The 20327-nt window shown below is 63.7% G+C and carries 22 protein-coding genes, 1 pseudogene and 1 riboswitch; of the genes and pseudogenes, 15 read left to right on the top strand and 8 right to left on the bottom strand.

Going from position 1 to position 20327, the window contains the following annotated elements:
• The first annotated feature begins 111 nt into the window (after positions 1-111).
• The 6 genes from AB4Z43_RS31835 to AB4Z43_RS31810 all read left to right on the top strand — a co-directional run bounded on the left by AB4Z43_RS31835 (position 112) and on the right by AB4Z43_RS31810 (position 5914).
• A complete protein-coding gene (locus AB4Z43_RS31835; RefSeq protein ID WP_019861454.1) occupies positions 112-741 on the top strand; it encodes a J domain-containing protein in 630 nt (209 codons plus the stop codon).
• Between the two features lie 123 nt (positions 742-864).
• The gene (cobS, locus tag AB4Z43_RS31830) at positions 865-1851 is read left to right on the top strand and encodes a cobaltochelatase subunit CobS (RefSeq protein ID WP_027047444.1); all 987 of its coding nucleotides are present in this window, start codon (positions 865-867) and stop codon (positions 1849-1851) included.
• Positions 1852-1862: 11 nt separating this feature from the next.
• A complete protein-coding gene (cobT, locus tag AB4Z43_RS31825; protein ID WP_019861452.1) occupies positions 1863-3761 on the top strand; it encodes a cobaltochelatase subunit CobT in 1899 nt (632 codons plus the stop codon).
• A complete protein-coding gene (locus AB4Z43_RS31820) occupies positions 3758-4786 on the top strand; it encodes an esterase-like activity of phytase family protein (RefSeq protein WP_441940705.1) in 1029 nt (342 codons plus the stop codon). The genes cobT and AB4Z43_RS31820 overlap by 4 nt, the downstream gene beginning before the upstream one ends.
• 274 nt (positions 4787-5060) lie before the next feature.
• Positions 5061-5429: an ArsR/SmtB family transcription factor gene (locus tag AB4Z43_RS31815; protein ID WP_019861449.1), complete on the top strand. Its 369-nt coding sequence runs from the start codon at positions 5061-5063 to the stop codon at positions 5427-5429.
• A complete protein-coding gene (locus AB4Z43_RS31810; protein WP_019861448.1) occupies positions 5426-5914 on the top strand; it encodes an SRPBCC family protein in 489 nt (162 codons plus the stop codon). The genes AB4Z43_RS31815 and AB4Z43_RS31810 overlap by 4 nt, the downstream gene beginning before the upstream one ends.
• A 22-nt stretch (positions 5915-5936) precedes the next feature.
• Here the strand turns inward: AB4Z43_RS31810 and AB4Z43_RS31805 are convergent, their stop codons facing one another.
• From AB4Z43_RS31805 to rpmB, 3 genes are all read right to left on the bottom strand, one after another.
• Positions 5937-6611: a spermidine synthase gene (locus AB4Z43_RS31805; protein ID WP_069090256.1), complete on the bottom strand. Its 675-nt coding sequence runs from the start codon at positions 6609-6611 to the stop codon at positions 5937-5939.
• Positions 6612-6614: 3 nt separating this feature from the next.
• Complete coding sequence (locus tag AB4Z43_RS31800) at positions 6615-7295, bottom strand: queuosine precursor transporter (protein WP_069090255.1); 681 nt, start codon at positions 7293-7295, stop codon at positions 6615-6617.
• Between the two features lie 154 nt (positions 7296-7449).
• A complete protein-coding gene (rpmB, locus tag AB4Z43_RS31795) occupies positions 7450-7746 on the bottom strand; it encodes a 50S ribosomal protein L28 (protein WP_010911765.1) in 297 nt (98 codons plus the stop codon).
• A gap of 258 nt (positions 7747-8004) precedes the next feature.
• On the opposite strand from rpmB, the gene AB4Z43_RS31790 reads away from it, so the two are divergent.
• The 3 genes from AB4Z43_RS31790 to AB4Z43_RS31780 all read left to right on the top strand — a co-directional run bounded on the left by AB4Z43_RS31790 (position 8005) and on the right by AB4Z43_RS31780 (position 10461).
• Positions 8005-8793, top strand: a complete 789-nt coding sequence (locus AB4Z43_RS31790) for a DUF3108 domain-containing protein (RefSeq protein WP_069090254.1) — start codon at positions 8005-8007, stop codon at positions 8791-8793.
• An 82-nt stretch (positions 8794-8875) separates the two neighbouring features.
• Positions 8876-9790 carry an aromatic amino acid exporter YddG gene (gene yddG / locus AB4Z43_RS31785; protein WP_038649958.1) on the top strand — a complete coding sequence of 305 codons (915 nt, stop codon included), beginning with the start codon at positions 8876-8878 and terminating at the stop codon, positions 9788-9790.
• Complete coding sequence (locus AB4Z43_RS31780; RefSeq protein WP_441940702.1) at positions 9787-10461, top strand: lysoplasmalogenase family protein; 675 nt, start codon at positions 9787-9789, stop codon at positions 10459-10461. The genes yddG and AB4Z43_RS31780 overlap by 4 nt, the downstream gene beginning before the upstream one ends.
• Here AB4Z43_RS31780 and AB4Z43_RS31775 read toward each other — a convergent pair.
• Both AB4Z43_RS31775 and gloB read right to left on the bottom strand, forming a co-directional pair.
• The gene (locus tag AB4Z43_RS31775; protein WP_441940700.1) at positions 10436-10888 is read right to left on the bottom strand and encodes a cupin domain-containing protein; all 453 of its coding nucleotides are present in this window, start codon (positions 10886-10888) and stop codon (positions 10436-10438) included. The genes AB4Z43_RS31780 and AB4Z43_RS31775 overlap by 26 nt on opposite strands.
• Positions 10889-10901: 13 nt before the next feature.
• A complete protein-coding gene (gene gloB / locus AB4Z43_RS31770; protein ID WP_032931869.1) occupies positions 10902-11669 on the bottom strand; it encodes a hydroxyacylglutathione hydrolase in 768 nt (255 codons plus the stop codon).
• 163 nt (positions 11670-11832) lie between these two features.
• Between gloB and AB4Z43_RS31765 the strand changes: the two genes are divergently transcribed.
• The 4 genes from AB4Z43_RS31765 (at position 11833) to AB4Z43_RS31750 (ending at position 15920) form a co-directional block, all read left to right on the top strand.
• Complete coding sequence (locus AB4Z43_RS31765; RefSeq protein WP_010911759.1) at positions 11833-12621, top strand: class I SAM-dependent methyltransferase; 789 nt, start codon at positions 11833-11835, stop codon at positions 12619-12621.
• A 128-nt stretch (positions 12622-12749) separates the two neighbouring features.
• Positions 12750-14570, top strand: a complete 1821-nt coding sequence (locus AB4Z43_RS31760) for an ABC transporter ATP-binding protein/permease (protein ID WP_441940697.1) — start codon at positions 12750-12752, stop codon at positions 14568-14570.
• An 88-nt stretch (positions 14571-14658) separates the two neighbouring features.
• Positions 14659-15459, top strand: coding sequence for a DUF1194 domain-containing protein (locus tag AB4Z43_RS31755; RefSeq protein ID WP_441940695.1), 801 nt, complete (start codon positions 14659-14661; stop codon positions 15457-15459).
• A gap of 140 nt (positions 15460-15599) precedes the next feature.
• Positions 15600-15920 carry a DUF1330 domain-containing protein gene (locus AB4Z43_RS31750; RefSeq protein ID WP_441940693.1) on the top strand — a complete coding sequence of 107 codons (321 nt, stop codon included), beginning with the start codon at positions 15600-15602 and terminating at the stop codon, positions 15918-15920.
• Between the two features lie 7 nt (positions 15921-15927).
• On the opposite strand, the gene metW is transcribed toward AB4Z43_RS31750, so the two are convergent.
• Positions 15928-16542: a methionine biosynthesis protein MetW gene (metW, locus tag AB4Z43_RS31745; RefSeq protein WP_027047441.1), complete on the bottom strand. Its 615-nt coding sequence runs from the start codon at positions 16540-16542 to the stop codon at positions 15928-15930.
• Between the two features lie 58 nt (positions 16543-16600).
• On the bottom strand, positions 16601-17770 hold the full coding sequence (gene metX, locus AB4Z43_RS31740) for a homoserine O-acetyltransferase MetX (protein ID WP_069090249.1): 1170 nt from the start codon (positions 17768-17770) through the stop codon (positions 16601-16603).
• 105 nt (positions 17771-17875) lie between these two features.
• A riboswitch (SAM riboswitch) is annotated at positions 17876-17953 on the bottom strand.
• Positions 17954-18113: 160 nt separating this feature from the next.
• On the opposite strand from metX, the gene hisC reads away from it, so the two are divergent.
• Both hisC and AB4Z43_RS31730 read left to right on the top strand, forming a co-directional pair.
• Positions 18114-19223, top strand: a complete 1110-nt coding sequence (gene hisC, locus AB4Z43_RS31735) for a histidinol-phosphate transaminase (protein ID WP_027047440.1) — start codon at positions 18114-18116, stop codon at positions 19221-19223.
• 23 nt (positions 19224-19246) lie between these two features.
• Positions 19247-20182, top strand: coding sequence for a prephenate/arogenate dehydrogenase family protein (locus AB4Z43_RS31730; protein ID WP_441940690.1), 936 nt, complete (start codon positions 19247-19249; stop codon positions 20180-20182).
• 6 nt (positions 20183-20188) lie between these two features.
• Here the strand turns inward: AB4Z43_RS31730 and AB4Z43_RS31725 are convergent.
• Positions 20189-20327: pseudogene (locus AB4Z43_RS31725) on the bottom strand (IS630 family transposase); the annotation flags it as partial.

The raw sequence follows: 20327 nt of genomic DNA, 5'->3' as shown, positions 1-20327 counted from the left end.
GCTATTGCGCAACTAAATCCGCAATTCGCCCGCTTTATGCCGCGATTCAGCGGTTAGGGCGATGATCGCGAAAATGTCAATTCTTGTTTCGCATTTGCGAACGCCCCATAAATGGGTGAGATGAAGCCGTATCCCAAATATTTCGAGAAGATTCGCATCCGCCCTGAAAAGGATGCGGAGCTGAAGTCGCACTCGCCGATCTGCCAGTGGGATGGCTGCAAGGAGCCGGGCACCCATCGCGCGCCGGTCGGGCGCATGAAGGAGGGTGAGTATTTCCGCTTCTGCTTCGACCATGTGCGCGAGTACAACAAGGGCTTCAACTACTTCTCCGGCGTGCCGGACACCGAGGTCGCGCGCTTCCAGAAGGAAGCCATGACCGGCCACCGGCCGACCTGGAAGATGGGCGTCAATGGCGCCTCGACACGTTCGTCGCCCGATATGGCGCAGATGCGCTCCGGCCGCGCCGGCTATTACAACCGCATGCGCGACCCGTTCGACCTGTTCAAAGGGCCGAAGGATCCGCGCGAGGCGCGCGAGCGCAAGGCCAAGCCGCTTGAGGCCAAGGCGCTGGAAACGCTTGGCCTTGATACAAAGGCGACTGGCAAGGATATCAAGGCGCGCTATAAGGAACTGGTGAAACGTCACCATCCGGATGCGAATGGTGGCGACAGAGGTTCGGAAGACCGGTTCCGCGATGTGCTGCAGGCCTATCGCGTGCTCAAACAGGCGGGCCTGTGCTGAGCGACCCTACGGTTTGTGTCGCTTTCCAACTTTCATAAGGTTGGAAAAGGCTCTAAGACCGCCCCCGAACAAAATCGATTGCCGGCGAAACGGGACGTTTCGCCCGTGGAGACGTTGAGAGATATGAACAAGGTCGATCGCGACATCGCCAACCTGCCCGACACGACGGTGTCGGTGAAGGACAAATTCGGCTTCGACTCCAAGATGGTGGTGCCGGCCTATTCGGTGACATCGGAACATGTGCCTGACGTCGATCCGGACTATCTGTTCGACAAGGCAACGACGCTGGCGATCCTGGCGGGCTTTGCCTACAACCGCCGCGTCATGGTGTCGGGCTATCACGGCACCGGCAAGTCGACGCATATCGAACAGGTCGCCGCCCGTCTCAATTGGCCCTGCGTGCGCGTCAATCTCGACAGCCATGTCAGCCGTATCGACCTCGTCGGCAAAGACGCGATCGTCGTCAAGGACGGGCTGCAGATCACCGAATTCCGCGACGGCATCCTGCCCTGGGCCTACCAGCACAATGTCGCGCTCTGCTTCGACGAATACGATGCCGGCCGTCCGGACGTGATGTTCGTCATCCAGCGCGTGCTGGAATCGTCGGGCCGGCTGACGCTGCTCGACCAGAGCCGGGTCATCCGTCCGCATCCGGCGTTCCGGCTGTTCTCGACCGCTAACACGGTCGGCCTCGGCGACACGACCGGCCTCTACCACGGCACGCAGCAGATCAACCAGGCGCAGATGGACCGCTGGTCGATCGTCACCACGCTGAACTATCTGCCGCACGACAATGAAGTGAACATCGTGCTGGCCAAGGCCAAGCACTATCGCGACAACAAGGGCAAGGACATCGTCAACAAGATGGTGCGCGTCGCCGACATGACGCGTTCGGCCTTCATCAATGGCGATCTGTCGACCGTGATGAGCCCGCGTACCGTCATCACCTGGGCCGAAAATGCCGAGATCTTCGGCAATATCGGCATGGCGTTCCGGCTGACCTTCCTCAACAAATGCGACGAGCTGGAGCGTTCGGTGGTGGCCGAATTCTACCAGCGCGCCTTTGGCGAGGATCTGCCCGAGAGCGCCGCCAACGTGGTGCTGGGCTAAGCAGAGCCTCGATGGCGGGTCCGGGCGACAACACGCGCAACAAGTCGAAGACGGGGTCTGAAGCCGACAGCTTCAAGCGCGCCGTCACCGTCTGCATGCGCGCCATTGCCGGCGACAAGGACATGGAAGTCGGCTTCGCCAAGGACAGGCCGGCGCTCGCCGGCAGCCGGGCGCGCTTGCCCGAACTGCCGAAGAAGGCCTCCAAGACCGATATTGCGATTACTCGCGGCCTCGGCGATTCCATGGCGCTGAAGCGCGCCTGCCATGATGCGCGCATCCACACCAAGCTGGCGCCGGAAGGCAAGGCGGCGCGCGCCATCTATGACGCGGTCGAGCAGGCCCGCGTCGAGGCGATCGGTAGCCGCGCCATGCAGGGCGTCGCCGACAATATCGGCTCGATGCTGGAGGACAAATACGCCAAGGCCAATCTTGTCGACGTCAAGGACAAGGCCGACGCGCCGATCGAGGAAGCGCTGGCGCTGATGGTGCGCGAGAAGCTGACCGGCCGGGCGGTCCCCAAGAGCGGCGAGCGGCTGGTCGAGCTCTGGCGGCCCTGGGTCGAGGAAAAGGCCAAGGCCGATCTCGACGGCCTGTCGGCCAAGCTTGACGACCAGCAGGCCTTTGCCCGCGTCGTGCGCGAAATGCTCGCCTCCATGGAGATGGCCGAGGAACTCGGCGACGACCAGGAGACGGAAGATTCCGAGGACAATGACGACAACCAGCCGCAAGGCGAGGAGCAGAGCGAGGAGGGCGGGGAAGAGGATTCCGGCTCCGAGCAGTCGCAGTCCGAGGACGCCGAGGCTTCGGCCGATGACGAGCAGTCGTCCGAAACGGAGGCGTCCGACGCCACCGCCGACGATCTGTCCGATGACGACGACGCCGATGCCGAGACGCCCGGCGAGGCTCGCCGCAACGACAATCCCTTCACCAATCTGCCGAAGGAAATCGACTACAAGGTCTTCACCACTGCTTTCGACGAGACGGTCGGTGCCGAAGAGCTGTGCGAGGAGGAAGAACTCGACCGGCTGCGCGCCTTCCTCGACAAGCAACTGGCCAATCTGTCGGGCGTGGTCGGGCGATTGGCCAACCGGCTGCAGCGCCGGCTGATGGCGCAGCAGAACCGGTCCTGGGATTTCGACCTGGAGGAGGGTTACCTCGACCCGGCGCGGTTGGTGCGCGTCGTCATCGACCCGATGCAGCCGCTGTCCTTCAAGCAGGAACGCGACACCAAATTCCGCGACACGGTGGTGACGCTGGTGCTCGACAATTCGGGCTCAATGCGCGGCCGGCCGATCACGGTCGCCGCCACCTGCGCCGACATCCTCGCACGCACGCTGGAGCGCTGCGGCGTCTCGGTCGAGATCCTCGGCTTCACCACGCGGGCCTGGAAAGGCGGGCAAGCGCGCGAAAAATGGCTGAAGGACGGCAAGCCGCCGAGCCCCGGCCGGCTCAACGATCTGCGCCACATCATCTACAAATCCGCCGACCACCCGTGGCGGCGGGCACGGCGCAATCTCGGCCTGATGATGCGCGAAGGCCTGCTCAAGGAGAACATCGACGGCGAGGCGCTGCTGTGGGCGCACAACCGCCTGATCGCCCGACCCGAACAGCGCAAGATCCTGATGATGATTTCGGATGGCGCGCCGGTCGACGATTCAACGCTTTCGGTCAATCCGGGCAATTATCTCGAACGCCATTTGCGCGCCGTCATCGAGCTGATCGAGACGCGCTCGCCGGTGGAACTGCTGGCCATCGGCATCGGCCATGACGTCACGCGCTACTACAGGCGCGCCGTCACCATCGTCGATGCCGAGGAACTGGCCGGCGCCATGACCGAGCAACTGGCCTCGCTGTTTGCCGAGGAAAGCGCACGCGACACGCGGCGCGGCGGCATGCGGCGCGCCGGATGATCTTTTCGCGCGGGGGGGTTCGGCAAACGCTCTTCGCCGCCATCGCCCTGTTCGCCGGCGTGGCGTCCGCGCCAGTTCGTTCGGCCGGCTCGGCGCCGGTTTATCCCATCGAGGTTTCGTCCCGCCCGATCACCGAATTCCGCATTGGCCGGACCGACACGCAGTTCGGTTCACTCGAATTCGTCGGCGGGCTGGAAATGACCTCGAAATCGCGCGATTTCGGCGCGCTGTCGGCCTTCCGCTTTCTGAAAGCGGGCAGCGATTTCATCGGCGTAGCCGACACCGGCTACTGGTTCTTCGGCACGGTGGCCCGCGACGCCGACAGGCGGCCGGTGGGCATCCAGAACTTCCGCATGCAGCAGATGGTCGACCAGAGCGGCCAGCCGATCGACGAGAAATGGGAGGTCGATGCCGAAGGACTCGCGGTCAAGGATGGCATCGCCACGGTCGGTTTCGAACGCAATCACCGCGTTGCCCAGTTCAGGATCGACCCGGAGAATATGAAGGCGCCGTACCGGCAGCTGGATTTCCTGGTGCCGGCGCGCGAGCTGCGGCAGAATCGCGGCTTCGAGACCGTCACCCATGCCAATGCCAACGGCCAGCATCAGGGCGGCCTGGTCGTGGTGTCGGAGAAAAGCCTCGACAAATCAGGCAACATCTATGCCGCCATCATCGAAGGGCCGCACAAGGGCGTCTTCACCGTCAAGCGCAACGGCGATTTCGACATCACCGACGGCGCCTTCCTGCCGGACGGCGACCTTTTGCTGCTGGAGCGCAGTTTCACCATGGCGGGCGGGCTCAAGATGCGGCTGCGGCGCATCTACGGCGAGAGTGTCGAGAAGGGCGCCGTCGCCGACGGGCCGGTGCTGCTGGACGCCGACATGGGCTGCCAGATCGACAATATGGAAGGGCTCGACGTCTGGACGCGCGACGACGGCGCGGTGATGGTGTCGCTGATCTCCGACGACAACCACTCGATCCTGCAGCGCAACCTCTATTTGGAATTCGTCCTGCACCAGGATTGAGTGACGCTTCAGCCGCGAACCCAACGGCGGGTTCGATCTGGTCGGGCGCCTTCCCCCGTCTCGGCTTCGCCGAGCCACCTCTCCCTCCTCTGGAGGGAGAGGTGGGGAGCCAGCCTGTGCACGCTCGCGCCTCTCCTCTACCCCGTCGATCGGGGGAGAGGTGGCGCTGCGAAGCAGCGACGGAGTGGGGGTCGACCCATCCCTCGATCTACGTTCGCCAGAATACTTTAGTCCAGACTTGACAATTGTCGCCTCCGCCACAATACTCAAGTCCATGCTTAACTATTCCGAGATCGACAGCATCCTCCGCGCTCTTGTCGAGCCAACGCGTCGCCAGATCCTGGAACGGTTGAGCCGCGGACCGGCCACCGTCAGCCAACTGGCGGAGCCTTTCGGCATGACCTTCGCCGCCGTCTTGCAGCATCTGCAGGTGCTGGAGGCCTGCGGGCTGATCCGCAGCGAAAAGATCGGGCGGGTGCGAACCTGCCGGATCGAACCGGGCGGGCTCGCTCCGCTCGCCGACTGGATCACCGAACGCCGCATACCGGCGGAACGCCACCTCGACCGACTTGGTGAGATTCTGGCCGAGACTGACCAACCATCCCCGAAAGTTCAAGATCAGGAAAAGGACGAGCAGACATGAACCAGATCGCCCCTGTGAAAGACGAGCATTCCGTCATCCATTCCACATTCACCATCGAGCGCACGTACCCGCAATCGCCAGATCGCGTCTTCCATGCCTTCGCCGATAAGGCGACGGTGCGGCGTTGGCGGGTCGACGGCGATGGTTTTGCCGTCGCCGAATTCAGCTTCGATTTCCGTGTCGGCGGTGGCGAGGTTTCACGCTTCAGCTATGGCGGCGGCCCGGAGATCAGGCTCGACGCGCAGTTCCAGGACATCGTTCCCGATCAGCGCATCGTGTTTTCCTACCGGATGGCAATCGGGCCGCAGCCGATGTCGGCATCGCTGACCACGGTTGAGCTGACACAATCGGGTGATGGCACAAGGCTGACCTATACCGAGCAGGGCGCCTTCTTCGATGGTGTCGATTCCGCCAAAGGGCGGGAGGAGGGGACGCGCGGGCTGCTGGAGGCGCTTGCCGCGGAACTCCAGAGGTCAAAAGCCTAACACTGCCCGACGACGGCTTCGGTCAGACGCCGTTGGTGGCGATCCAGATGACATGGCGCGCGCCGCGCTTGCCGTTGGCGCGCGTGTTGACCTCCTCGACGGCGAAGCCCGCCTGTTTCAGCCGCCGCGTGAAGCCGCTGTCCGGCCCTTGCGACCACACCGCCAGCACGCCGCCCGGCTTAAGGGCGGTGCGTGCGGCGCCGAGGCCCGCGAGGCTGTAGAGAGCGTCATTGCCCTTGTGGACGATGCCTTCGGGGCCGTTGTCGACGTCGAGCAGGATGGCGTCCCAGGCCGCGGACCCAGACCGGATCAATTGCCCGACATCGGTCTCCTGGATGGCGACGCGGGGGTCGTCGAGACAGCCGCCAAACACCTCCGCCATCGGGCCGCGTGCCCAGGCGACGACCGCCGGCACCAGTTCCGCAACAACGATGCCGGCATCCTCGCCGAGTTCGGCCAGAGCGGCGCGCAGCGTGAATCCCATGCCGAGGCCGCCGATCAGGATCCTCGGCTGGCGATGGCCCGCAATCCTTTGGCAGGACAGTTTCGCCAGCGCTTGCTCGGAGCCGCTGAGGCGGCTGTTCATCAGCTCGTTGGTGCCGAGCATGATCGAGAATTCGCTGCCGCGCCGCTTGAGGCGAAGTTCCTGGGCGCCATCCCCGGTCTTTGCCGAATCGAGATGGACCCAGGGGATCATGGTTTAGACGGCCAGCGCCGGCTGGCTCCAGCGAGCGGCGAGCAGCCGGTAGGGGATGAGCGCGACCACCGCGATGATCAGCTTCACCGCGAGATCGCCCAGCGCCCAAGAAACCCAGCGCATGGCCTCGACATGGAAGACGCCCATCAGCGGCGCCGTCTCGAGCGCGAAACGGTCGTTGGGGCCTGCAAAAGCGAAAGCGGCCGAGAAAGCGACGGTGAAGAACACCATGGTGTCGAAGACCGATCCGACCAGCGTGCCGACGATCGGCGCCCGCCACCAGCTCTGCCGGCGCAGCCGGTTGAACACGGTGACGTCGAGCAGTTGCGCGCACAGGAACGCCGCGCCTGAAGCGGCAGCGATGCGTACCAGCCGGTCGGCCGCCGTTTCGAATTCGATCAGGCCATGGCGGAACAGGAAGGGCGGGACGAGGATCGAGCAGACCACCGCCGTCATGAAGCCGACAAAGACGATCCGGCGCGCCACGGCAGGGCCATAGCGGCGGTTGGCGAGGTCGGTGACCAGGAAGGAGAAGGGATAAGTGAAAGCGCCCCAGGTGAGCAGGTCGGCCAGAGACAGGCCGCCGATCTGCCCCTGCATCGGGAACTGCACGAGGATGTTCGACGCCACGACAACAAGCGCCATGGCGGCCACGAAGGGCAGATATCGCGAGAAGGAAGTCATTTTTTTATCCTGGGTAATGGAACCAGCGGAGCATCATGCCCATCGGGGCCGTGCTCGCTTCGTAGTCGAGCACCGGATTGTCGAACCCTTGCGGATCCATCCGATGCTCCAGGCCAACAAGTTGGCCTGGGCGGTCCCCCGCCTTTATCCGATGTTAGGCAGCGACCTGTTCGGCCAGCTTCTTGGCGATCTGCTTCTTCAGCAGGCGCGCGCGCTGCGACAGTTCCTTGACGTCGGCCTTGGCCAGGAAGGCGTCGAGGCCGCCGCGATGTTCCACCGAACGCAGCGCGTTGGCCGAAATGCGCAGGCGCACATTCTGATTCAGCGCTTCCGAGATCAGCGTCACATTGACGAGATTCGGCAGGAAGCGACGCTTGGTCTTGTTGTTGGCGTGGCTCACATTGTTGCCGGTCTGGACTGCCTTGGCAGTGAGTTCGCAGGTGCGGGACATAATTCTAACCTTCAATTCTCTCGGGACCTGCCAAACCTTTGTGCCCACGCCGGGTGGCGCGCGGTTCTGGTCAGGCGGCCTTATGGAAAAAGTTGGCGTTCCATAGTTGCATTTCAGCGGGGCGTCAAGCTCCGGCTTCGCCACGGAAGCGCCCGGCATTTCATATTAAGGCCGGATTTCATCCTATAAGCGGTCTCATAGGGACACGCCAGACCGGGGTCGCCCGCCTCCGGCCGAAAATCAAGGATCCGATCCCGCATGCTTCGTTTGTCTCACGCGCTTGTTGCCGCGCTTGCCGTCGCCTTGCCGTCCGCCGCGTCGGCTGCCTCGCCGCAGTCTTTCAAGGGCGAGTACACGGTGTCATTTCTTGGTCTCTCGATCGCGAGATCGACCTTCTCAAGCCACTATGAGAACGGCGCTTATGCGATCGACGGCACTGTCAGCGCCGCCGGACTGGCCAAACTGTTCGACGACACGCGCGGCACGATCTCATCCAAGGGCACGATTTCCGGCAAGAAAATGGTGCCCCAGGCGTTCCGCGCCGATTATACCTCGGGCAAGAAGGTGTCGGCGATCGACATTCGCTTTGCCAATGGCGCCGTCACCTCGACGCAGGTCATCCCGGCGCCGGGCCAGCGCGACCCCAACGACTGGGTGCCGATCGGTGCCGGCGACCTGGCATCGGTGCTCGATCCGATGGCGGCGACCGTCATCCATGCCGACAGCCTCGACCAGGTCTGCGGCCGCACGGTGAAATTCTATGACGGCGAGATGCGCGCCAACCTGACGCTGACCTACGCTTCGAAAGGCACGATCTCGGTGCCGGGCTACAAGGGCGATACCATCACCTGCCGGATGGGCTTCGAGCCGGTGGCCGGCTATCGCAAGGGCCGCAAGGCGCTGGAGTTCCTGAAGAACAGAAGCCGGATGATGGTGACGTTTGCACCGCTCGGCCAAACCGGCGTATATGCGCCGATCCACGCTACGGTAGGGACCCAGATCGGTCCGCTGACCATAAGCGCGAGACGGTTCGAAGCAGTCGAGTAATCTTACGCAATTTCGGGACGACCACCACCACGCGGTTTCCAGAGATTGTGGTGGGCGCCGCAGTGCGCCGTCGGGGGCAGGAATGGGGCGCGCAACACTGATCGGCTTTTCAGCGGTCGCCATGTGGGCGCTTCTGGCGCTGCTCACCGATGCCTCCGGCAAGGTGCCGCCGTTCCTTTTGTCGGCGATCACCTTCTCGATCGGCACCGGCGTCGGCCTTGTCGCGCGGCTGTTCATGCCGGCCGCCGAGAAGAGCCCGAAAATACCGCCGCAGGTCTGGGTGATCGGTATCGCCGGCCTGTTCGGCTACCACTTTTTCTATTTCACCGCGCTACGCAACGCGCCGGCGGTGGAGGCGAGCTTGATCGCCTATCTGTGGCCCCTGCTGATCGTGCTCGGCTCCGCGCTGATGCCGGGCGAAAAACTGGCGTGGAACCATGTCGTCGGCGCGTTGCTCGGTCTGGCCGGCACGGTGCTGATCGTCACCAAGGGCGGCGGGCTGGCCTTCGATGCGCGCTACACCTTCGGTTACGCCATGGCTGCCGTTTGCGCCCTGCTCTGGTCGTCCTATTCGCTTTTGTCGCGGCGCTTTCCTTCGGTGCCGACCAGCATCGTCACCTGGTTCTGCGCGGCGACCGCCGTGCTGTCCCTCGCCTGCCATCTGGCGCTGGAACAGACAGTGTTGCCAAATGGTGCAGGCCAGTGGCTGGCCGTGCTCGGGCTTGGCCTGATGCCGGTGGGTGCGGCCTTCTATGCCTGGGACATCGGCGTCAAGCGCGGCAACATTCAGGTGCTGGGCGCCGCAAGCTACGCGGCGCCGCTGCTCTCGACGCTGGTGCTGATTGTGGCCGGCGTCGCCGAGCCGTCGCTGCGCATCCTCGCCGCTTGCGTGCTCATCACCGGCGGCGCGGCCTTGGCGGCGAAGTCGCTGTTCCTGCGCAAGCCGGCCGCCGCCGAGACCGAAGCCACGGCATCCGAAAGCGGAGCCGCGGCATGACCATGCCGTTTGCCGGCGGCATCGACGCCAATGCCAATGCGACGCTGATCTTCTCGCTGGTGGCGGCGGTGATCTACGCCTTCACGCTGGGCATGCCGCCGAGCCTTGCCCGCTCCGCGGCAAAGACGCTTGCGGTCGCGATGCTTGCCGTGCTTTCGGCGCTGCAGGGCGGCCCGCTGTTGCTGGTCGCGGCCCTGGCGCTCAGCGCGGTGGGCGATGCCTTCCTGTCGCGCGACGGCGAAAAGGCGTTTCTCGGTGGGCTCGCCAGCTTCCTTGTCGCCCACATCGTCTACATCGCGCTGTTCCTGCGCAGCGGCGGCGGGTTGGGACTGCTTGGCGCCGAATCCTGGCGCGGGGCGATCGCGCTGGCACTGGCGGTGTTCGTCATCGTTATGCTGGCGGCGCTCTGGCGCCGCGTCGGCCCCGGCCTGCGTGTGCCGATCGCCTGTTATGTCGTGGCGATCCTGGCGATGGGCATGGCTGCGCTGACCACCAGCAGCGCCTGGGTCATCGGCGGCGCGGTGCTGTTCATGGCATCGGACGGGCTGCTGGCCACGGAGAAATTTCTGGTGGCGGCCATCTCGCCGCATCGCGCCTGGATGCGTTTCGCCGTCTGGGTGCTGTACTACGCCGCCCAGCTCGCGATCACACTGGGTTTCCTGCTGGGTTAGGCTGCCAGCCCGGCTCGGCCAGTTCGAAGGCGGCAAAATCAAAGCCTGGCGCGACGGTACAGCCGACCAGCGTCCATTCGCCCAGGCTGCGCGCCGATTGCCACCAGCCCGCCGGCACGACAATCTGCGGCCGTTCGCCGGCCGCGAGCCCGATGCCGAGCACCTGCTCGATCACCTGGCTACCCGTTGCACCACCTTCTTCCCACATCGACAATGCCAGCGGCGCGCCGGCATGGAAATGCCAGACCTCGGCTGCGTCCTTGACCCGATGCCAGGCCGAAAGCTGGTGCTGTTCCAGCAGGAAATAGATGACGGTCGAATGGCCACGCGCTCCGCCGGCCCCGTCGCGAAAGATCTCCGCGTACCAGCCGCCTTCCGGATGCGGCTTCAGTCCGAGTGTCGCGATGATTTCTGCTGAACTGGTCATCGGTCGAAGGTGCTCAGAAATTGTCCTTGCGCTTGCGAATTTCGGCGAACACCTCGGCATCCCCGGCCTTTTCCATGCCAAGATGCTTGCGGATCGCCGGATCGTGCCAGCGCAGGAAGGGATTGGTCGACAGTTCCTCGCCGATCGTCGTCGGCAGTGTCGGCTTGTTGTCGACCCGCAGCGCCTCGATCCTGGTGGCGCGCTCCTTCAATGCCGAATTGGTCGGGTCGACGGTCAGCGCGAAACGGGCGTTGGCAAGCGTGTATTCATGGCCGCAATAGATTGTCGTCGCGGCGGGAAGGGCTGCGAGTTTCCGCAGCGATTCATACATCACCGGCGGCTTGCATTCGAACAGCCGCCCACAGCCCAGCGCGAACAGCGTGTCGGCGGTGAAGGCCACCTTCGATGCCGGCAGATGATAGGAGACATGACCGGCGGTATGGCCGGGGGTGGCGATCACCTCGATGCGCTCATCGCCGAGATGAAGGACGGAGCCCTCCTCGACGGTTTCGTCGATGCCGGGAATCTTGGCCTTTTCCGCCTCCGGGCCGACGATGCGCAGCTTGAAGCGCTCCTTCAGCGCCAGATTGGCCTCGACGTGGTCCATATGATGATGCGTGGTCAGGATCATCGTCGGCGTCCAGCCGGTGCGCTTGATCGCGGCCAGGATGGGCGCTTCCTCGGGTGCGTCGATGATCGCGGTCTGCCCGCTCCTGGGGTCATGCACCAGCACGCCGAAATTGTCGCTCCGGCACATGAATTGTTCGATTTCGACCGCCATCGCGTCTCTCCTTTTGTCGCCGCAGACATAGGGCGCCGGAGGGCGGATGTCATCTACGGGGTGACCGAATGTCATTCCCGGGGAGGACAAATGTCATCGCAATGTGCCAGCCGCCTCAGGGCCCTTTGTTGAAACCGGCCGATATCACGGCTACATCCCTGACATGCATTCCGACATCGTCGACCTTCGCTCCTTCTATTCGACAACGCTTGGCCGGTTCGCCGAGCGTTCGATCACCATGGCGCTGTCGTCGATATGGGCGGCTGTCCCCAATGAACGGCTGGTCGGGCTTGGCTATACCTTGCCCTGGCTGGAGCGTTTCGGCTCCGATGCCGAGCGGGTCTTTGCCTTCATGCCGGCAACGCAGGGCGCGGTGGTCTGGCCGGCAACCGGGCCGACGGCGACAGCTTTGGTCTTCGACGAGGAACTGCCGCTTGTCGATTCCTGCATCGACCGCATGCTGCTCGTCCACTCGCTCGAACATGTCGAAAACCCACGCGAGACGCTCAACGAGATCTGGCGGGTGTTGTCGCCCGCCGGGCGCGTTGTCATCGTCGTGCCCAACCGGCGCGGTGTCTGGGCGCGGTTCGAGCATACACCGTTCGGCAATGGCCGGCCGTTCTCGCGTGGCCAGCTGACGGAACTGCTGCGCGAGGCGAATTTCACGCCTGCCGCCTGGTCGGATGCGCTGTTCTTCCCGCCATCGCGGCGGCGCTTCATGATGCGTTTCCACAATGTGCTGGAGCGCGCCGGCCGGCGGCTGTGGCCGATCTTTTCCGGCGTCATCGTCGTCGAGGCGCAGAAGCGGCTCTATCAGGGCGTGCCGGTCGCCCAACGTGCCTCCCGCCGCGTCTTCGTGCCGGTGCTGTCGCCACACGGCGCGACGCGGCTCGGCCGCCGGGCCGAGGCCGGAGGCCCATTGGCGCCGGCTCGTCAGGTGAAACCTTCGTGATCGTGCTAGAAACGCGCGCGGCGCGTCCCTCCTCGACCTATCTGTCGTGGTGAACTCGCAACCTGCCTGATATGCGGATGCCGTCATCATCCGGTTTCAGCATCGCACCTGAATGCAAGGACCCTGACATGGCTGATCAACTTGACAATCAGGCCGCCATTCAGCCGGTCGCCGTCGAGGCCAGCAGCCTGCGTGATCAGGTTGCTACGATCAGGCGGGCGCTGGTGGTGTCGCCGGTTCGCAAATGGCTGCTGTGGACGTCGGTCGGCATCATGGCCGTCATCATCGCGACGTCGATCGGCCAGGTCCTGCTCAACCGCTGGAACCAGCCCTTCTACGATGCGCTGGCGCGCCGCGACATGGCGGCCTTCGTGCACCAGCTCCTCGTCTTCGCGATGATCGCCGGCGGGCTGCTGGTGCTCAACATCGGTCAGACCTGGCTCAACCAGATGATCCGGCTGAAGTTGCGCGAGGCGCTGACGCTCGACCTGATCGACCAGTGGATGCGGCCGGCACGCGCCTTCCGGCTGGCCAATGCCGGCGCCATCGGCGTCAACCCCGACCAGCGCATGCAGCAGGATGCGGCGCATCTCTCCGACCTGTCGACGGACCTTGGTGTCGGATTGCTGCAGTCGCTCATCCTGCTCGTGTCCTTCGTCGGCGTACTGTGGGAACTGTCTTCGGGCTTCGTCTTCCACATCAACGGCTGGTCGCTGGCCATACCGGGCTACATGGTCTGGGCGGCGTTCCTCTATGCCGGCACCGCCTCCTGGCTGAGCTGGCTGGTCGGGCGGCCGCTCATCAAGCTGAACAGCGACCGCTACACACGGGAGGCGGAGCTGCGCTCCTCGATGGTGCGCGTCAACGAGAATGTCGATGCCATCGCGCTCTACCATGGCGAGGCCGACGCCAAGCAGCGGCTCGAACTCGACCTCGGCACGGTGCTGGGCGCCATGCGGCGCATCTATACCGCGCAGATCAACCTGTCGTGGGTGACCGATACTTATGGCTGGATCACCGTCGTGGCGCCGATCCTGGTTGCCTCGCCCGTCTATTTCTCGGGCGATATCAGCTTTGGCGGGCTGATGATGGCGGTCGGCGCCTTCAACCAGGTCCATTCCTCGTTGCGCTGGTTCATCAACAACATCGGCAGCATCGCCGATTGGCGGGCCACGCTGATGCGCGTCGCCGACTTCCGCATCGCGCTCGACGAAACCGATGTGCTGCACGACACCGAAAGGCGTATCACCTTCGATCAGAATGCCAATGGCAGCCTGACGTTCGAGAAGCTTCAGGTGGCCTCGCCGGAGGGCTGCACAAAACTCTCAGACCAGCATGTCGAAATCCGCGCCGGCGATCGCGTGATGATCACTGGCGAACCCGGCGCCGGCAAGACGCTGTTCTTCCGCGCCATTGCCGGGCTTTGGCCCTGGGGCAGCGGAAAGATCGGCCTGCCGGCCGGAGAAACCCTCATCTTCGTGCCACGCGTGCCGTATTTGCCGGCCGGCACGTTGCGCGAGGTGCTCAATCACGCCAACGGGCATGCGCCCGCGAGTGACGCCGAGATTGTGGCGGTGCTGGCCGAAATTGGCCTTCAACGGCTGTCGTCCTCGCTCGACCGCGTCGGGCGTTGGGACCATGAATTGGGCGATGACGAACAGCGCCTGCTGGGGGTGGCCAGGCTCGCCTTGCGACAGCCGAAATGGGTGATCATCGACGAAGCCATGGATGCATTCGACGGCCCCTCGCTGCGACGTGTGCTGGCGATGCTGGAAAAGCATCTGAAGGGCGCCACGATCATCAACATCGGGCGCGGGCAGCACAATATCCAATTCTTTCCGCGCGGCCTGACGATCGTCAAGGATTCCGGTGCGCCAGCGCTGAAGCCCGCCCACGTCAGGGCCGGCGCCATCGATCCGCCGCCGGTCGCGGTCCGCCGCAAGAAATAGGACCGCTTTCCCGCACTCTCGCAGCAAGCTTTATTTCGCCGCGATCGCGAAGGAAGATTTCCCCGAGAAACAAAACTTGGCGGTGGCGATGCTTGATGCTCTGCGCCTGCTTGCCTGTCTTGCCTGTGTCCAGCCAACGCCCGTTGCCTCGCCATCAGGTGCGCTGGCTGTTGACGTGGAATTGGTGTTGGCGGTCGATATATCCCTGTCGATGGACGAGAAGGAATTCGCCCTGCAACGCGCCGGCTATGTCGAGGCGCTGCGCCATCCCGACTTCATCCAGGCCGTCCGGTCCGGCAATACCGGCCGCATCGCGATTGCCTATTTCGAATGGGCCGGCACGGTGCGCGACGACGCGGTCATCGATTGGCAGATCATCGATGGCGCGCAAAGCGCCAACAGCTTTGCCGACAAGGTGGCGGCGCGCCCGTTCCGGAGTTTTCGCGGTACCTCGATTTCCACGGCAATTGCCTTCGGCACAGAGCTGTTCGGCAGGACGAATTTCGCCGGTGAGCGCAGCGTCATCGACATGTCGGGCGATGGCCCCAACAATATCGGGCCGCCGGTCACCGCGACGCGCGATGCGGCAACCGCAAAAGGCATCGTCATCAACGGCCTGCCGATCCTGATCAATCCGCCCACCTTCAAGCATCTCGACCAGTATTATGCGCAGTGCGTGACCGGCGGACCCGGCTCATTCGTGCTGCCCATCTACTCGGCTGCCGAATTTTCCACCGCCATCCGGCGCAAGCTGATCCTCGAGGTGAGCGGCATTCAGCACAAGGCCAGCATCATCCCTGTCGATGCGGACGCGCCGATCGACTGCCTGCAAGGCGAACGCGACAGGCGGTTCCTGTCGGATCCGTATTTTCCGGAACTCGACCGGTGAAATTGCGCAAGAGCACCTGCGGCCGGCCGTCGAAGGCACCGACTCCATTACCTCTGGCGTAATCGCTTTGCGTCAGGCATTCCGGCAGATTTGCCCTTGCGAGGCCGGTTGGTCGGTCTCGATGCAAAGGGAGTTACGTCATGACCGCTTACGCCATCGCCCATATGCGCCAAGTCACGATGGGGCCGCAGATCGTCGAGTATCTGCACAAGATCGATGCCACGCTGGAACCGTTTGGAGGCCGTTTCCTGGTCCATGGCGGCGATGTGGAGGTGATCGAGAGCGACTGGCCGGGCAACCTCATCATCATCGAATTTCCCGACCGGCAGCATGTGCGCGAGTGGTATGCTTCGCCCGCCTATCAGGCAATATTGGCCTTGCGCACGGAGAACTCCCAATCCGATGTGGTGTTTGCCGACGGCGTCGAACATCCGCACAAGGCGACGGATGTCCTGGGCTAGACGTGCCTTATCGTTTCAGCAGGAACACCGCCTGCTGGCCAAAGAAGTTCCAGAACCACCAGGGCATGGACAGGCCGATCTTCTGGCCGGCGGCGTCGAGCGCGGTTGCCTTTTCCACCGTCGCGCCAAGCTCTTCGCACAAATTGACGAAGTCGCGGATGGTGCAGAAGTGGATGTTGGGGGTGTCGTACCAGGAATAGGGCAGGTCCTGGGTCACCGGCATGCGGCCCTTGACGAACAGCGACAGACGCACCCGCCAATGGCCGAAATTGGGGAAGGAGACGATCGCCCGGTTGCCGATGCGGAGCAACTCGTCGAGCACCAGCTTCGGGTTGCGCGTCGCCTGCAAGGTCTGCGACAGGACGACGAAGTCAAAACCCTTGTCGGGATAGAATTCGAGATCCTTGTCGGCATCGCCCTGGATGACGGAGAGGCCGCGCGCCACGCATTCGTTGACGCCGCGCTGCGACAGTTCCAGTCCGCGGCCGTCGACCTGCTTGGTGTCCTGCAGCAATTCAAGCAGCGAGCCGTCGCCCGAACCAACATCGAGCACGCGGGACTGCGGTGGGATCAGATTGGCGACGACCTCGAGGTCGACGCGCTGGCTGCCGTTGACGCTCATGATGTCGTCTCCTTTGCGGCGCATGATCCCGATCCCGAAAGTCTGCAACTTTCCGGGGTCATGCGCTTAGCCCTCTCGCCCGTGCTGCGGAGCCGATGAAGCCGTTGATGGCGGCGAACAGTTCCGGCTCGTCGAGCAGGAAGGCATCGTGGCCACGGTCGGTCTCGATCTCGACGAAGGACACGGACGCGCCGGCCGCGTTGAGCGCGTGCACGATCGAGCGGCTCTCTTCGGTCGGAAACAACCAATCCGAGGTGAAGGACACCAGGCAGAAGCGGGTTTTGGTGCCGGCAAAAGCATCCGCCAGCCGCCCGCCATGATCGGCGGCGAGATCGAAATAGTCCATTGACCGCGTCATGTAGAGATAGGAATTGGCGTCGAAGCGGTCGACGAAGGTCATGCCTTGGTGGCGCAGATAGCTTTCGATCTGGAAGTCGGCGTCGAAGCCGAAGGTCAGCGCCTCGCGATCCTGCAGATTGCGGCCGAATTTCCGGTGCAGGGCGGCTTCCGACAGATAGGTTATGTGGGCGGCCATGCGCGCTACCGCCAACCCCTTTTCCGGGCGTTTGCCGTTTTCGAAATATTTGCCGCCGTGCCAGTCCGGATCGGCCATCACGGCCTGCCGGCCGACCTCATGGAAGGCAATGTTCTGCGAGGAATGGCGCGCACCGGTGGCGATCGGCAGCGCCGAAAAGACACGCTCCGGATAGCTCGACGCCCATTCCAGCACCTGCATACCGCCCATCGAGCCGCCGAGCACGCAGAAAAGTTTCTCGATGCCGAAATGGTCGATCAGCATCTGCTGCGCCCGCACCATGTCGCGGATGGTGATGACCGGCAGGTCGAGCCCATAGGGCTTGCCGGTGGCGGGGTTGGTCGATGCCGGGCCGGTTGAACCCAGGCAGCCTCCGATGACGTTGGAGCAGATGACGAAGAAACGGTTGGTGTCGATGATCTTGCCGGGGCCGATCAGCACTTCCCACCAGCCCGGCTTGCCGGTCACCGGATTGGTGTTGGCGACATGCTGGTCGCCGGTCAGAGCATGGCAGACGAGGATGGCATTGGAGCGGGCATCGTTCAGCGTGCCGTAGGTCTGGTAGGCGATCTGGAACGGCGATAGCAGCGTGCCGGCGTCGAGCTTGAGCGGCTTGTCCGCCCCGAAGCGCAACACCGGGCTAGACGGCTGGTCGGCCTCGTTGTTGGTCTTTCCTGCGCGCAGAGCGGCCATTCTTGTCTCACCTGCTGCATCATATCAGGCGAAAAATCGCCGTCGATGCGTCCATCCGGCCGGCCGCGGACAATAAAAAACCGGCATTGCCTTCGCAAAGCCGGTTACGTCACGCAAACGGCCCTTTAGCGAATTGTTTAACGTGGCTGCAAGCCGACCGGCCAAATCACCACGGAACTGTTGCTGCCCTTCTAGAACTCGCCCGCGCTGCCGTCAATGCCGACATCTGGGCCGACATCTGGGCCGGCTGCTGGCATCACTGCCACCTCTCGACATTATCGGCCACGGCTTGTATTTCCGCTGCGGCCTCCGGATCGAGGCATTTTCGATGGATTTTGCAAAAATGAACCAGACACCGGATCAGGCACGTCCAACCCCGCGCGCGGGTATCATGGACATCGACGCCTATGTGCCGGGCAAGAGCGCCGCACCCGCCGGTGTCGCCAAGGTCTACAAGCTATCGTCCAACGAGAACCCGCTTGGCCCGTCGCCGAAGGCGATCGAAGCCGCGCGTGAAGTCGCCGCTAGGCTCGACATCTATCCCGACGGTACCGCCAGGCGGCTGCGCGAGGCGATCGCGGAAGTGCATGGCCTCAACGCGCAGAACATCATCTGCTCCAACGGCTCCGACGAGATCCTTGGCCTGCTGGCGCAGACCTATCTGGCGCCCGGCGACGAGGCGATATTCACCGAACACGCCTTCATGGTCTACAAGATCTACATCCAGTCGGCCGGGGCTGCGCCGATCGCGGTCAAGGAGACCGATGAGCGGGCCGACATCGATGCGATACTGGCGGCCGTCACGCTGCGAACCAAGATCGTGTTCCTTGCCAATCCCAACAATCCTACCGGCACCTATGTGCCGTTCCAGGAGGTGCGCCGCCTGCATGCCGGCCTGCCCAGACATGTGCTGCTGGTGCTCGACGCGGCATATGCCGAATATGTCCGCCGCAACGACTATGAGGCCGGCATCGAACTGGTTGGCAGCGCCGAGAACGTGGTCATGACCCGCACCTTCTCCAAGATCGGCCTCGGTGGCGCGCGGATCGGCTGGATGTATGCGCCCATGCACATCGTCGATGCGATCAACCGCGTGCGCGGTCCCTTCAACGTCAATGCGACGGCGATCGAGGCCGGCATCGCGGCAATCCGCGACCGCGCCCATGTCGAGCGCAGCGTGGCGCATAACGAGACCTGGCTGACCTGGCTGAGCCAGGAGATGACTGGGCTCGGGCTGCGGGTGACGCCCAGCGTCGGCAATTTCCTGCTCATTCACTTTCCCGATGATCAAAAGCATTCGGCGGCCGCGGCGGACGACTATCTGACCGCGCGCGGCTATATATTGCGGCGCGTTTCCGGCTACGGCTTCCCCAACGCGCTGCGCATGACCGTCGGCACGGAAGAGGCCAATCGCGGCGTCGTCGCCGCGCTCACGACATTCCTGAAAAGCTAGAACGCCCGAAAAGCAGGAACACCATGACATCACCGATGTTTGAAAAGATCGCGCTGGTCGGCATCGGCCTGATCGGCTCGTCGCTGGCCCGCGTCATCCGACGCGAGGGTCTTGCCGGCCACGTTGCCATCTCGACCCGCAGCGCCGCGACGCTGAAGCGGGCGGAAGAGCTTGGACTGGGCGATTCCTACACGACCGACGCGAAGGAAGCGGTCCGCAATGCCGACCTGGTCATCGTCTCGGTGCCGGTCGGCTCGTCCGGTGCGGTGGCTGAGGAGATCGCGCCGGCGTTGAAGAAGGGCGCCATCCTCACCGATGTCGGCTCGACCAAGGCGTCGGTCATCGCCCAGATGCAGCCGCATGTGCCTGATGGCGTTCATTTCATTCCCGGCCATCCGCTGGCGGGCACGGAAAAATCCGGACCGGATGCCGGTTTCGCCGATCTGTTCGACAATCGCTGGTGCATCTTCACGCCGTTGCCAGGCACCGATCCGGACGCGCTTGAGAGGCTGTCGGAATTCTGGCGCCGTTGCGGCGCCAACATCGACACGATGGATCCCCAGCATCACGATATGACGCTCGCCATCGTCTCGCATCTGCCGCACATCATCGCCTACAACATCGTCGGCACCGCCGACGATCTGGAATCGGTGACCAAGACGGAAGTCATCAAATATTCCGCCTCCGGCTTTCGCGACTTCACGCGTCTGGCCGCCTCCGACCCGACCATGTGGCGGGACGTCTGCCTGCACAACAAGGACGCCATTCTCGAAATGCTGGCGCGGTTCTCGGAAGATCTGGCATTCCTGCAGCGGGCGATCCGCTGGGGCGATGGCGACAAATTGTTCGACCTGTTCACCCGCACTCGGGCGGTACGCCGCTCGATCATCGAGGCCGGCCAGGATATCGACGTGCCGGATTTCGGCCGCCAGGCGGTCGCGCACCCGTCGAAGAACTAGAGCCTTTCACGTTTTGACGGAAGCGTAGCCTGCGTTTTCGAAGTAGTTCTTGCATTCGGCTGCCTCGATGGTTTCGACGAGGTGGCCGATGTAGCGCCACGTGTCCTCGACGGTGCGTTTCTGAGCCTGGCGCATCCAGTGTTTG

Origin of the sequence: Mesorhizobium sp. 2RAF45, from assembly GCF_052115225.1 — a bacterium.
GTDB lineage: Bacteria > Pseudomonadota > Alphaproteobacteria > Rhizobiales > Rhizobiaceae > Mesorhizobium > Mesorhizobium jarvisii.
The sequence above is the reverse complement of the archived record's forward strand: the minus strand, read 5'-3'. Positions and strand labels throughout refer to the sequence as shown.